The organism is Stenotrophomonas sp. 28608_Sma, assembly GCF_056486185.1.
Genome location: NZ_CM151308.1, coordinates 4746802 through 4760448 on the forward strand (window position 1 = coordinate 4746802; position 13647 = coordinate 4760448).

General features: G+C 66.9%; 8 protein-coding genes. 5 read left to right on the forward strand and 3 right to left on the reverse strand.

Features of this window, described 5'->3' with window-relative positions; genetic code table 11:
- Window positions 1-6: 6 nt before the first annotated feature.
- From ACZLHH_RS22385 to ACZLHH_RS22395, 3 genes are all read right to left on the reverse strand, one after another.
- Window positions 7-1362: a Gfo/Idh/MocA family protein gene (locus ACZLHH_RS22385; protein ID WP_197573008.1), complete on the reverse strand. Its 1356-nt coding sequence runs from the start codon at window positions 1360-1362 to the stop codon at window positions 7-9.
- A 65-nt stretch (window positions 1363-1427) separates the two neighbouring features.
- A complete protein-coding gene (locus ACZLHH_RS22390; RefSeq protein ID WP_180844627.1) occupies window positions 1428-4403 on the reverse strand; it encodes a TonB-dependent receptor domain-containing protein in 2976 nt (991 codons plus the stop codon).
- Window positions 4404-4536: 133 nt separating this feature from the next.
- Window positions 4537-7896 carry a TIM-barrel domain-containing protein gene (locus tag ACZLHH_RS22395; protein WP_180844628.1) on the reverse strand — a complete coding sequence of 1120 codons (3360 nt, stop codon included), beginning with the start codon at window positions 7894-7896 and terminating at the stop codon, window positions 4537-4539.
- A gap of 322 nt (window positions 7897-8218) precedes the next feature.
- Between ACZLHH_RS22395 and ACZLHH_RS22400 the strand changes: the two genes are divergently transcribed.
- From ACZLHH_RS22400 to nagA, 5 genes are read left to right on the forward strand one after another with little or no spacing between them, the layout of a single operon-like run.
- Window positions 8219-9373 carry an SIS domain-containing protein gene (locus ACZLHH_RS22400; RefSeq protein ID WP_049400849.1) on the forward strand — a complete coding sequence of 385 codons (1155 nt, stop codon included), beginning with the start codon at window positions 8219-8221 and terminating at the stop codon, window positions 9371-9373.
- Window positions 9366-10304, forward strand: a complete 939-nt coding sequence (locus ACZLHH_RS22405) for an ROK family protein (protein WP_180844629.1) — start codon at window positions 9366-9368, stop codon at window positions 10302-10304. The genes ACZLHH_RS22400 and ACZLHH_RS22405 overlap by 8 nt, the downstream gene beginning before the upstream one ends.
- A 16-nt stretch (window positions 10305-10320) precedes the next feature.
- Entirely contained in the window at window positions 10321-11655 is a 1335-nt protein-coding gene (locus ACZLHH_RS22410; RefSeq protein ID WP_180844630.1) for a D-tagatose-bisphosphate aldolase, class II, non-catalytic subunit, read from the forward strand.
- 33 nt (window positions 11656-11688) lie between these two features.
- On the forward strand, window positions 11689-12465 hold the full coding sequence (locus tag ACZLHH_RS22415; RefSeq protein WP_014038836.1) for a DeoR family transcriptional regulator: 777 nt from the start codon (window positions 11689-11691) through the stop codon (window positions 12463-12465).
- Window positions 12462-13589 carry an N-acetylglucosamine-6-phosphate deacetylase gene (gene nagA / locus ACZLHH_RS22420; protein ID WP_180844631.1) on the forward strand — a complete coding sequence of 376 codons (1128 nt, stop codon included), beginning with the start codon at window positions 12462-12464 and terminating at the stop codon, window positions 13587-13589. Before ACZLHH_RS22415 ends, nagA begins: the two co-directional genes overlap by 4 nt.
- The last annotated feature ends 58 nt before the right edge of the window (window positions 13590-13647 follow it).

The window sequence follows — 13647 nt, forward strand, 5'->3', positions numbered from 1 at the left end:
AGCGAATCAATACTTCCCGTCGAACGCGAAGATCGGCTTACGCTGCTTCCACGCACCTGCAGTGAAGTCCGGGAATTCCAGCGTCTGGAAGCTGTTGGCGATCGACTGCTCGCTCAGCGGGGTGATCGCGCTCCAGGTCACCGCGTCATAGATGTCGATCGGCATCGGTGCCTTGGCCTTCAGCGCTTCCACGAACGCATGGATGACGAACCAGTCCATGCCACCATGACCAGCGCTGGCAGCGGTCTCGGCATTCTGCTTCCACAGCGGGTGCTCGTACTCGTCCTGGTACTTCTTGAACTCTTCCCACTGGTGCGGCGGGCTGCGGCCTTCGATGTGGATCGAATGGTTCACATCCATCCACAGGCCCTTGGTGCCCTGCACGCGGAAGCCCATCGAGTACGGGCGCGGCAGCGAGGTGTCGTGCTGCAGCAGGATGGTCTCGCCGTTCTCGCAGGCCAGCGTGGTGGTCACGATGTCGCCCAGCTTGAACTTCACCTTGGTGCTGGGATGGGTGGTGCCGCCACTCTTGGCCACGGTGTATTCGTGCAGGCCGCGCGCCTTGGTCGCAAAGGCGTTGATGTGGGTGAAGCGATTACCGCGGTTGATGCCGGTGTACATCGCGCACGGGCCGATGCCGTGGCTGGGGTAGAGCTCACCATTGCGCTCCACCGAATGCTCGGTGCGCCAGCGCGCTTCGCTCCAGCCCTTGGAACCGAACTCCACGCCGCTGTCGTAGGGCTGGTTCGGGTCACCGGAATTGAACTTCACGCCGCGCAGGTCGTGCTGGTAGCCGGCCTGCAGGTGTACCAGCTCGCCGAACAGGCCCTGGCGCACCATCTGCAGCGCGGCCATCACGTCGCGGCGGTAGCAGACGTTCTCCAGCAGCATGTACGGGGTGCCGGTGCTCAGCTGGGTCTTCAACACGTCCCAGTGGTCCTGCAGGGTGATGCCGGCCACCACTTCGCAGCCCACCGCCACGCCAGCCTGCATTGCGGCAATCGCCATCGGCGCGTGGTACTCCCACGGCGTGGCGATGATCACGCCATCGATGCCCTTCTGTTCCAGCAGGCGCTTCCAGGCATTGGTGTCGCGATCCTGACCGTAGGTCTTCGGTGCCGGCTTGTCGGCCTTGCTGACCATCTCCACCGCGCGGCCGAGCATGATCGGCTCGATATCGCAGACGGCGACAACCTCGACGTCATCGCGGCGCACCAGTTCCTTCAGCAGCACCAGGCCACGCATGCCGGTACCGATCATGGCCAGGCTCACCTTGCGCCCGCGTGCCCATGCCGGGGTCTGCGGCAACAGGCTGCTGGCGGCGACAGCGGCACTGGCCGCAATGAATTCCCTACGCTTCATGGCAAACATCTCTCCTCTTGGCAGCGTGCCGACCGAAGCCGGCACGCCAGGTCACGCAAACGGAATTACTTGAACCGGTAACCGACAGTCACACTGTAACCACGACCGAAGATCGTTGCGTAGTCACTGGAGTCACCCAGGAAGCTGTTCGGGTCGTAGAACGGCAGGCGATTGAACAGGTTCTTGACCGTGAAGCTCAGGTTCCACGCATCATCCGGGCGCCAGGTGACGCTCATGTTGGCGGTCCACCACGACGGTGCACCATCACACTTGCTCTTCTGCAGGGCCAGGTAGCCGCCGGTGCAGGTTTCCTTGTTGTTGCTCACCTCATCAACCTGGTCGGTGGCCCACTTGGTGCCGCCCACGTAGTTGACGAACATGCTGGTGGTGACCTGCTTGTAGGTCCAGTCGGCGTTGAGCGTGGCACGCAGGCGCGGGTTGTTGTAGTAGCCCACCACGTCGCCGTAGTACCAGCCGCTCGCTTCGTCCATGTAGAAGCGGTTGCGGTTGGCGATGGTGGCAGCCAGACCGATGTTCAGGTTGCCCCAGTCACCCAGCGAGAAGCGGCTGCGTGCATCGATGTCGAAGCCGTCGATCAGCGTCTTGCCTCGGTTCTTGTACTGGCCCACCACGCTGGCCACGTTGCCGGCCGAATAGCCCGGCAGCACCGACGGGCAGCTCACGCCACTGGCCGGGTCGGCACACATGGCCGCCAGCTGCGCCAGGTTGGCGCGGTCGCTGTCGGTGATCGGCGAGCGCGACATCGAGATGATGTCTTCCATGCGGCGATAGTCCGGCGCGACGATTTCGTTGTTGCGGTAGATGAACCAGTAGTCGGCCGACACCGACAGCCAGCTCGCCGGCTCGTAGACGAAGCCGAGGGTGGCGATCTTCGCCTTCTCCGGCTTCAGGTCCTTGTTCGGCTGGGTCATGCGCGCAACGGTGCGGCTGCAGTCGACGTTCAGCATGTTCTTGCCCAGGTCGACATCACCCGGCCGCTGCGACTTCAGCAACAGGTTCGCGATGGCGTTGGTCTCGTTGCAGCGCAGCTCGTCGCGGAAGCCGCCCAGCTGGGCGAACACGCCGCCATTGCCGGACTCGGCCAGGCTCGGTGCACGGAAGCCGGTGGAGTAGGTACCGCGCAGCATCAGCTGGTCGAACGCCTGGTACTTGAAGCCGATCTTCGGTGCCACGTTGGCACTGAAGTTCGGGTACTTGTCCACGCGCACCGCCGCATCCAGTTCCAGCTTGTCGGTGATCGGCGCCACGGTTTCGGCAAACAGCGCGTAGGTGTTGCGCTTGCCGTCAAACCAGGAACCGCCCTGCTGGGTGATCAGACCGTTGGCGGCGTCGGCGTTGCCCGGAGTGTAGAAGGTTTCGCGGCTGGCGTTGAAGCCGAATGCCGCACGCATCTCGCCGGCCGGCAGCTGGAACAGCGGGCCTTCGATCTTGCCGTCGAGGGTGTGCAGGCGGGTCCACGACTGGATGTCGAAGGTCGGGAACGCTTCACGGATCAGCGCGGCGTTGGCTTCGCTGATCTCGCCGAACTTGTACGCCGGATGGTCGGAAATGATCACGCGGCCGGTGCCCGGATCGATCGTGTACGGGCCGAAGGCCTTCTCGAAGCCCTTGGTGTTGACGTTGATCGTCTGGTAGGTGGTGGAGTGGGTGCCGGCGCTGGCGAACGCGGTTTCCCAGTTCCAGTCGCCCCGGTTGCCACGCGCACCGGCCAGCACGCGGTAGCTCTTGTCGGTATTGCGCTGGCCGAAATAGTTCGGGCCGGCATCCTGCAGCAGGTAGTTCAGGCCGACCACACCGCCCATCATCGCCTTCATCTGCGGGCTGGCGTGGTTGTATTCGTTGTTCGGGCCCAGGAACGGGTACAGGAACTGGTTGACGGTGTTGCCGGTATTGCGCGAGAACCAGCTGGTCGGGTTGCCGGTGGTGGTGCCGTAGGTGCGCGGCGTGCCGCCGTTGGCGCGCAGGTCGATGTCGGTGTAGGTCGCCTCGGCGAAGATCTCGGTGCTGTCACCGACCAGGAAGGTGCCGTTGAGGTAGGCGGTGTTGCGCTCGGACTTGGCGCCGGCATCGATCTCGTTGTTCATCCAGGTTTCCCAGACGCAACGCGGACCGGCCGCTTCACTGGTCAGCACGTTCCTGCAACCCGGCGCAGCTTCCTGCACACGGCGGCCGGTGACTGGATCGAAGGCGAAGTAAGTGCCCGGATTGAATTCACCCGGCTTGCTGCCCACGCCCAGGCGCAGGTTGTTGAGGTAGTTCGGATTGTTGACGTAGTACTGGTCGGGCCGCTTGTCGTAGAAATCGCTCAGCGGGATCGCGTCGCGGCGGTACATGTTCACCGCGCCGTAGATGTTGAAGCGGTTCTCGGTCAGGTCACCGAAGCCGGCGGTGATGCTGGCCTGGCGCTCGCCGTAGGAATCGATGCGCGAGGAGGTGTCGTTGGTGAAGCTGACCTCGGCCCCCTGGAAGTTGCGCTTGGTGATCACGTTGATCACACCGGCCACCGCATCGGTGCCGTACACCGCCGAGGCGCCGTCGGTCAGCACTTCCATGCGCTCGATGGCCGCAGCCGGGATCGCATCGATGTTGACGAACTGGGTCTGGAAGCCGGCCGGCGCACCGTAGTACGACAGGCGACGACCGTTCAGCAGCACCAGCGTGCCCTGTGCGCCGAGGCCACGCAGGTTGGCCTGCGAGGCACCATCGGAGCCGGTGAACAGCGAGCGCGCATCCTGCTGCGCCGGGCGTGCGGCCGGCAGGTTGTCCAGCACCTGCAGCAGCGTGCGCGCACCCATGTTCTGGATGTCCTGCTTGCTGATCACCTGCACCGGCGACGCGGTTTCAACGTCGGTGCGGCGGATGTTGGAGCCGGTGACCTCGATGCGGGCCAGGTCGGTGGCCTTGTCCTTGCTCTCCTGGGCGAAGGCAGGAACGGCGACCGACAACAGCACGCCGGCAATGGCCAGCGTCAGCGGAGCGATCGAACGACAGGGGGGGCGGTGGTGGCGGGCGGGCAACATCGGGGTTCTCTCCTGGCAGGGGTGCGGCGCAAAAAGTGAGCGCGTGGGCGTTCGGCGGGCAAAACGCTCCCGGGCCACGGCCATGAGGGCCGTAGTCGGAATGGGCGGGGGGAGGAGCGGTGTTACGTAGGGGTCATGGGGCGACGATGCTGGCGGAGTCGCCCTCCTGGCCGATCAGCACGGCGTTGGCCCAGTTGGCACAGACCTGGGCGGGTTGGCTGCCCTGCGCACCCAGCGTGCGCAGGCTCAGGGTGGAAAGGCCACGGATGTCCAGCTCCGGCTTGACCACGCCGGGCGCCTTGACCAGGCCGCTGTCGTACAGCAGGCGGTTGTCACCCCAGACCTGGAACTGCAGGCCACCGGCAGTGCGGCAGGCGTCGTCGATGCCGAGGTCGGCGCGCAGCAGGTGCCAGCCTCCCTGCAGACGCAGGTCGATGCGGCTGTTGGCGCCGACGCCCAGGCCACGACGGAACTGCAGGCCGTTCATGCGCATGCCGGCGTCGCCACGGAAGGACTGGTCGGTGCGCACCTGGCTGGCCAGCGCGGCCGGCACCGGCAGCTCGGAGAGATAGCGCTGCCGGGCCGGTCGCTCCGGTTCCTGGTGTTCGAGGATGTGGAAGGTGGACAGCGCGATCGGGCCGACGTCGCGCGGCTGCAATGCATCGAAGGCGCGGGCGCTGCCCTGTGCGGCGGTCACCATCGGGTCGGTGCTGCTGGCGCCATCACCCTCTGGGTTCTGCACGCTCAGCACACGGAAACGCAGCAGGCGACCGGCGTGGGCCGGGAAGTCGATGCGCTGCATGCCTTCCTTCAGCTGCAGGCGGCCACGGGCGATCGGCTCGCCCCACTCGCCATTGCTGTCACCCAGGTAGACCTCATAGTCGCGGACCTGGCCGTGCTTCCAGTTCTTGTCGTTGCGCGGTGCGATGTCGATGCCGTCGATCATCCTGCGCTCGCCGAAGCCGATCACCCACTCATGCGCGCCGGTGCGCACGGCCTGGTTGCGCACGCTGCGGAACCAGGTGCCCGGATCATCATCGAAGGCATTTTCCAACGCATGACCGGGTTCTTCGGCCGGGCGGTTGACCACCAGCAGGCTGTCGGCCGGCAGTTCGCGGCCCAGCACCGGCGCGGCCGGATAGGCATCATCGGCGGCCGCGGCGGCCACCGCGAAGTCCAGCTGCAGCTGCAGCGGCTGGCGGATATCCTGGGCGGCGGTGCGCACATGCACGGTGCCACGACGCTCCTTGGCATCGAAGTACCAGCCTTCACTGGCGTTGTTGAACGCAGCGGCATCGGCCAGCGCCGGCAGCGCGCGGCCACCGGCCTGCACCACACGCGGCGCCTGGCGGCTGAGCACGCGCAGGCCATAACGACGCTGCGCCAGCTGGCCGTTGTACTGGCCCTGCACGGCATCAATCTGCACCTGCACCGGGCCGCTGCCCTGCGCCGGCGCCTGCACGCGGATCTGCTGCGTGCTCGATTCGCCCTGCTGGTAGCGGCGGGTGTTGCCGTCGTCCTCGTACAGCGTGTACTGCGAATCGCCCTGCGGGTACAGGTCGAACGTCACCTCATCGAGTGGCTTTTCGCCATCGAACAGCATCGACGGGTACATCGGCAGGATCGCACCGGCTCGCACGAACACCGGCAGCGTGGCCAGGTCCACCTGGCGGTCGAGCTGGCGGCCGTCGGCGGCGGCCTGCACGCGGCGACCATCCCAGTAGTCGATCCAGCCACCGGCAGGCAGGTGGATGTCGCGGCGCCAGCCACGGCTTGCGGCCTGGCTGCGGTACACCGGCGCCACCAGCAGGTTGCGGCCGAGCAGGAACTGGTACTTGTAGGTTTCATCCTGCGCATGCGGATCGCGCGGGTTGTCCCACATCAGGCCACGCACCGGCGGTGCACCGGTCTGCGCGGCCTCGTGCACCAGCCCGTACATGTACGGGGTCAGGCGCATCTTCAACTTCAGGTAATCGCGGTTGATGCTGCGATAGGGCTCGTCGTACCACCACGGGTGCTTGCGTGCGTTCGACGACCAGCCGCTCATGCCCATCAGCACCGGGGTGAAGGCTTTCCACTGCAGGTCGCGGGTGAAGGTTTCGGCGCTGCCGCCGAAGATCGCATCCACATCGCCACTGGCGTAGGCCATGCCGGACAGGCCCGAACCGACCAGGGTCGGCACGTGCCAGCGGATGTAATCCCAGCTGCTGCTCTGGTCGCCGGTCCACGCTACGGCGTAGCGCTGGATGCCGGCCCAGCCCATCACCGTCCACAGGAACGGGCGCGAATCGGAACTGTCGAGGATGCCGTTGAACGCCTGGCGGTTGGCGTCCATCGCGAACTGGTAGCCCTTGCCGGTCCAGGCCACGTCCAGCTTCTGCACGCGGCTGCCGGCCTTGCCCACTTCCCAGGCGATCTTGTCGACGCCGTTCTCGGTCCACAGGCCGGTGCGGAAGCCGTACTTGGCCAAGCCCTGCACGGTTTCCGGCAGCTTCTTGTAACCGCAGCCGTAGCCATCGTTGGGCAGGATCCAGCCACCGGGCATGTCGTGGGCGCGGTACTGCTTGGCCACCGAGTCGATCACATCCGGCGTGGTGCCGGTCGGGCCGTCACTCCAGCCTTCGGGCACGGTGCCGGGCTTCTTGGCATTGTCACCGTCGTTGTAGCAATCGGCATCGCCGTAGGACAGCGCCCAGCGCGCGACCATGTTCGGGCGGCCGGTCAGCTGGGTGTAGCGCTCGATCAGTTTCGGCAGGTCGGCGCCGACGAAGTAATAGGCATCGAAGCGGTCTTCGCGGTGCAGCAGCGTGGCCTGGTCGGCCTCGCGCAGATCGTAGCTGCCATCGCTCCAGGTGTTGCGCAGCATGCCCCAGCCACGGCTGCTCAGCAGCATCGGTGCAGGGCTGGGGCGGTCGCCCTCTTCCCAGCCGCCGGAGTAGGACACCTCCAGCTCGCGGCCCTTGAACTGGTAACGGCCGTTCTGCTGGCCGCCACCGAAGTAGCCCTCATCGGCCTGCGAGGACAGCACCTGCACGCTCTGCGTGGCATCCAGGTCCAGCGGCTGCAGTTCCTGCCACAGCGCGGTGGGCTGGCCGTTGTCCAGGCGTTCCAGGCGCATGCGCAGCGGCTGCCGCTGTACATGCAGGACCAGTGCATCGGTGCGCACGCGGATTTCCTGTGCGTCTTCTTCCAGCTGCGCCTTCACGTTCGCCTTGGGCTGCGGCAGCACGATCGGTGCGCCCTTGTCGCCGGCACCGGTCAGCGTGCCGTTGCGGCCGGCCTGCACGCGGATGATGTCGGTGGCCGGCAGTTCGATGCGGATGCGCGCGCCCTTGTCGGTCTGCAGGTCCCAGCCCTGCACGCCGTCGCGGCTGGCGCTGGCGCTGACCGAACGCAGGTTGCCGACGGGCTCGGCCCGGGCCGGCATGGACGCCAGCATCAATGCCGGCAACAGGGCCAGCATCAGCGGCGAGCGACGAACGCAGATTTCCACGCGGACTCCCAACCCGTTCACCGGGCGTTTCGAAAGCGATTGGGCCGACTCTAGGGCAGCGATTCGAAAGATGTCAACAAATTGAAAGGAAAAAGGAAGATATATTCCATTGAAACGAAAGTTGTTGCGCCGCAATACTTTGTGTAAGCGCTTGCAGGCGCCTGTTAAGCATTGTGCGATACGGCATCTGGCCGGTTCTTTCGTTTTCCCAAGCACTCCCGGGCGGGAAAAGTCACCATGCCATTTTCTTTCTTTTTACTTTCGCTATTTGACATTTCGAAAGAAAACACAGATGGTGCGCTGGCCCAACTGGAACCTCCGAATGGACGTCACCCTGCTTTCCGATGTGTCCGCCTGGCAGCGCCTTGGCGGAGCCGATACCGCTACCGAAATCGCCCAGCAGCCAGCGCTGTGGGACGCCCTCGCACAGGATCTGTCGCGTGCCCGCGACCGCCTGCAGGCCTTCCTCGGCGACAGCCTCAACGATCCCAACCAGCGCGTGCTGTTCACCGGCGCCGGCAGCTCCGGCTTCATCGCCGAAATGGTGGCCGATGCCATCAACGCGCAATGGCAGGCCGATGTGCGCGTGGTGCACACCACCAGCCTGCTGACCCACCCGGCGCTGTACCTGCAGCGCGACCGCCCGACCCTGCTGGTCTCGTTCGGCCGCAGCGGCTCCAGCCCGGAAAGCGTGGCAGCGGTGGACCGCGTGCGCAGCGACGTGGATGACGCGCGCTTCCTCGACATCACCTGCAATGCCGATGGCGAACTGGCCCGTCGTGGCGCCGGCCGTGCCGATACCTGCACCCTGCTGATGCCATCGGCCAGCTGTGACCGTGCCTTCGCCATGACCAGCAGCCTGACCTGCATGCTGCTGGCCGCGCTGACCGTGTTCGATCGTTCGCCGTGGGATGCGCGTGTGGCGCGCCTGAAGCAGATCGCCGCGCTGGCCCGCGAAGGCCAGGCACAGTGGGATGCACCGGTGGCCGCGCTGGCACAGCGCCCGTTCAACCGCATCATCTACCTCGGCAGCGGCCCGCTGGAAGCGCTGGCACGCGAGTGCGCGCTGAAGGTGCTGGAACTGACCGCCGGCCGCGTGCTGGCGCTGGCCAACACCCCGCTGGGCTTCCGCCACGGCCCGAAGTCGACGCTGGACGGCAACACCCTGGTGGTGGTGCTGCGCAGCGTGCAGCCGCTGGCGCGCCGCTACGAACAGGACCTGCTGGAAGAACTGCGCCGCGATGGCGTGGCCGGCCAGGTGCTGGCGATCGGCCCGCATTCGGACATCGGTGCGGACGACGAGTACACCCTCACCGTACCGGCACTGGATGATCCGTGGCTGGCGCCGGTGTGGCTGGGCTTTGCGCAGCTGTTCGCGCTGCAGCGCTCGGCTGCGCTGGGCCTGACTCCGGACAACCCGTTCCCGGACGGCACCGTCAACCGCGTCGTCAAGGGCGTCACCATCCACCATGGCTGAGCTGATCGCCCACGCCTGCTACGGCATCGACATCGGCGGCACCAAGATCGAGCTGGTGGCGTGCGATGCGGCGATGCAGGTCACCTGGCGCCGCCGCGTGGCCACCCCACAGGGTGACTACGACGGCTTCCTGCAGGCGGTGGTGGCGCTGGTGGCCGAGGCGGACGCCGCCCTCGGCCGCAGCGATGCGGCCATCGGCATCGCCCTGCCCGGCGTGCGTGACCGCCGCAGCGGTCGCCAGCTCAGCGCGAACGTGCCGGCGTTGACCGGCCACAGCGTGGCGGCCGACCTGCAGGCGCGCCTGCAGCGGCCGCTGCATTTCGGCAACGACCTGCAGTGTTTTGCCCTGTCGGAAGCACACGGCGGTGCCGCCGACGGCTATCCGAGCATGTTCGGCGCCATCCTCGGCACCGGCGCGGGCGGTGGTTTCTGCCTGCACGGCCGCCTGCTGTCCGGTTTCAACGGGCTGGCCGGCGAATGGGGCCACTGGAGCGTGCCCGGTCATCTGCTGCAGCGCCACGGCCTGCCGCTGATCGACTGCGCCTGCGGCCTGCAGGGCTGCGTGGAGCGCTATGTGTCCGGCAGCGGCGTGGCGATGATCGAACGCCACCTCGGTGGCAGCGCCGCAGATGCCAGCGCGGTGATTGCATTGGCCGAAGCCGGCGATGCCCGCGCACGCAAGGCGCTGGACATCCATCGCGACCTGCTCGGCCACAGCCTGGCCGCGCTGGTGCTGGCGCTGGACCCGCACGTGATCGTGCTCGGCGGTGGTCTTTCGCAGTATGCGCCGCTGTACCAGCAGTTGCCTGCGGCCATCGCCGCGCATCTGTTCAACGGCGTGCAGGTACCACCGATCGTGCCGCCACGCTTTGGCGATGCCGGCGGCGCACGTGGTGCTGCCCTGCTCGCCTGCCAACCCTCGTTTTCCTGATGTCCGGAGCCTGACCATGTCCCCGTTGCAGACCCTGCTTGCCTCCCACCGCGCTGGCGCCAACGTCGGCCTGTACAGCGTCTGCTGCAGCAACGAGCAGGTGCTGCGCGCGGCCATGCACGTGGCGCTGGCACACGGCACCGTGCTGCTGATCGAGGCCACCTCCAACCAGGTCGACCAGTTCGGCGGCTACACCGGCATGACCCCACCGCAGTACCGCGATTACGTGGGCACGCTGGCCGATGAGGAAGGCTTCCCGCGCGAACGGCTGATCCTGGGCGGTGACCACCTCGGCCCGAATGCCTGGCAGAAGCGCCCGGCCGCCGAAGCGATGACCCACGCGCGCGTGCTGATCGAAGCCTACGTCGCCGCCGGCTTCCACAAGATCCACCTGGACTGCAGCATGTCCTGCGCCGATGACCCGGTGCCGCTGCCCGATGCCATCGTCGCCGCGCGTTCGGCCGAGCTGGCCGAGATCGCCGAACGTACCGCCGCCGAACACGGCCTGCCGCCGCCGGTCTACGTGATCGGTACCGAGGTGCCGATTCCCGGTGGCGAAGCCTCGCTGGCCGAAGGTCTGCAGGTAACCACGCCGGCCGCCGCCGCGCAGACCCTGGCCATCCACCAGCAGGCGTTCGACACGCTGCAGCTGCGCGACGCGTGGCAGCGCGTGATCGCGATGGTGGTGCAGCCGGGCGTGGACTTCGACCACAGCAGCGTGCACGAGTACGATGCCGCAGCCGCCAGCACGCTGGCCGGCTTCCTCGAACAGCAGCCGCGCATCGTGTTCGAAGCGCATTCCACCGACTACCAGCGCGAAAGCGGCCTGCATGCACTGGTGCGCGATCACTTCGCCATCCTGAAGGTCGGCCCGGCGGCCACCTTCGCCTACCGCGAGGCGCTGTTCGCGCTGGCCGCGATCGAGGCCGAGCTGCTGCCGGCCGCGCAGTGCTCGCGCCTGCCGCAGGTGCTGGACGAGGTGATGCTGGCGCAGCCGAAATACTGGCAGTCCTATTACCAGGGCGATGACGCCACGCTTCGCCTGCTGCGCAGTTACTCCTTCAGCGACCGCTGCCGCTACTACTGGGGCGAGCCGGCGCTGGTGCAGGCGGTGCAGACTCTGTTCGCCAACCTGGAGCAGCATGCGCCGCCGCTGGTGCTGCTCAGCCAGTACCTGCCGGAGCAGTACCGCGCCGTGCGCGAGGGCCGTCTGGCCAACACCCCCACCGCCCTGGTGCAGCACCGTATCGGCCTGTGCCTGGGCGAATACGCCCGCGCCTGCAGCGCCAACCAGGCCGGCCCCCGCACGCAGAACGCGGGCTCGGCTGCCGGCGTTCCTGCGAACGGCTAATCTCTACCTTTTCCCGCGAAACCGAGAATGGCCATGCGCAACACCCGCTCCCGCCGGCAACAGATCCTGCAGCTGCTGATCGAGCATGGCTCGGTGCAGGTGGCCGATCTGGTCGAGCGCTTCGGCGTGTCGGCGGTGACCATCCGTGCCGACCTGACCCACTTTGAGTCGCAGGGCCTGGCCAACCGTACCCATGGCGGCGCCACGCTCGTTCGTACGCCGCCGCAGGAACAGGACATCCACGAGAAAGACGCGCTGAACCTGCCGCTGAAGGAATCGATCGGTGCGCGCGCTGCGCGCCTGGTGCAGCCCGGCGACAACATCATCATCGACTCCGGCTCGACCACGATGACCCTGGCCCGCCACCTGCGCGCGCATCGCGACGTGACGGTGATGACCAACGGCCTGAACATCGCCTGGGAACTGGCCAATGCCGCAGGCATCACCGTACTGCTGACCGGTGGGCTGCTGCGCCAGCAGTCGCTGTCGCTGCAGGGCAGCCAGGCCGAGGCCAGCCTCAATTCGTACAGCTTCGACACCCTGTTCCTGGGCGTGGACGGCCTGGACCTGCAGTTCGGCCTGACTACCCACGATGAAGCCGAAGCCCGCCTCAACCATCGCATGGTCGAGCGTGCGCGCCGTATCGTGGTGCTGACCGACGCCTCCAAATTCGGCCGCGTCAGCCTGCATCGCATCGCCCTGCTGGATCAGATCCACGCCATCATCACCGACGCCGGCATTGACGACGCAACCCGTGAGGGGCTGCAGCGGCTGGGCATCGAAGTGATCATCGCCGAGCCCACCGCATGACCGACACCCGCACCCTGCATGGCCGCATCCTCACCCCGCTGGGTTGGCGACGTGGCCACGTCCACTTCGATTCGCACGTGCGCCAGTTGCAGGTGGATGACCACAGCGGCGCTGACGACCTGCAGCTGCCGGTGATCCTGCCCGGCTTCATCGACCTGCATGTGCATGGCGCGGCCGGCGTGGACCTGATGCAGGGCGGCGACGTGGCGCGAACCATCGCCCGCACCCATCTGCGCTTCGGTACCACCACGTTGCTGGCGACCACCATGACCGCCGGGCTGGACGAGATCGAGTACGCGCTGCAGGGCGTGGCCGCCACCATGGCGGCACCCGATGCCGACGCCGCCAGCATCGTCGGTGTGCATCTGGAAGGACCGTTCATCAGCCCGCAGCGTCTGGGTGCGCAGCCCAACCGCACGATCGAGGCGACGCTGGCACTGGTGCAGCAGCTGCATGCGCTGGCACCGATCCGGGTAATGACGCTGGCCCCGGAAATCGGCGAGCACACCGCGCTGATTCCCGCACTTTCGGCCATGGGCATCCGCGTGCAGCTTGGTCACAGTGCTGGCACCTACGAGGAAGGCGTGGCCGCGCTGCAGGCCGGTGCCTCCGGCTTCACCCATCTGTTCAACGGCATGACCGGCGTCGATCACTATCGCCCGGGCATTGCGGCGGCGGCACTGGCGCATGCGCAGTACGCCGAGATCATTCCTGACCTGCAGCACATCCACCCCGGCGTGATCCGCCTGGCCGCGCGCGCGATTCCGCGCCTGTACGCGGTGACCGACGCCACTGCCGCCACCGGCATGCCCGACGGCGAGTACGCGTTGGGCGAGCAGCGCGTGCACAAGTGTGGCGGCTGCGTGCGCCTCGCTACCGGTTCGCTGGCAGGTAGTGCACTGACCATGGACCAGGCGCTGCGCAACCTGGTGCGTGTGGGCCTGGACCTGGCCGATGCCTCGCAACGTGTTTCCACCTTCCCGGCCGATTACTTGGGCCTGGGCGATCGCGGCCGCATCGCGCCCGACGCCCGCGCCGACCTGGTGGTGCTGGACGCCGAACTGCGCCTGCAGCAGGTGGTGGTGGGCGGGCGCGTAGTTGATTTGAACGCCGCAAACGCCTGACGTGCCGCCGCTCCTTAACGCCGGAAATGCCTGACGCACCGCCTTTGTAGAGTCGAGC

What these genes read in the sequence shown, in the direction of transcription:
- ACZLHH_RS22405 (WP_180844629.1), top strand. Translation starts at nt 9,366, where the DNA reads ATGGCTGAGCTGATCGCCCACGCCTGCTACGGCATCGACATCGGCGGC.
- ACZLHH_RS22410 (WP_180844630.1), top strand. Translation starts at nt 10,321, where the DNA reads ATGTCCCCGTTGCAGACCCTGCTTGCCTCCCACCGCGCTGGCGCCAAC.
- nagA (WP_180844631.1), top strand. Translation starts at nt 12,462, where the DNA reads ATGACCGACACCCGCACCCTGCATGGCCGCATCCTCACCCCGCTGGGT.
- ACZLHH_RS22400 (WP_049400849.1), top strand. Translation starts at nt 8,219, where the DNA reads ATGGACGTCACCCTGCTTTCCGATGTGTCCGCCTGGCAGCGCCTTGGC.
- ACZLHH_RS22390 (WP_180844627.1), bottom strand. Translation starts at nt 4,403, where the DNA reads ATGTTGCCCGCCCGCCACCACCGCCCCCCCTGTCGTTCGATCGCTCCG.
- ACZLHH_RS22385 (WP_197573008.1), bottom strand. Translation starts at nt 1,362, where the DNA reads ATGAAGCGTAGGGAATTCATTGCGGCCAGTGCCGCTGTCGCCGCCAGC.
- ACZLHH_RS22415 (WP_014038836.1), top strand. Translation starts at nt 11,689, where the DNA reads ATGCGCAACACCCGCTCCCGCCGGCAACAGATCCTGCAGCTGCTGATC.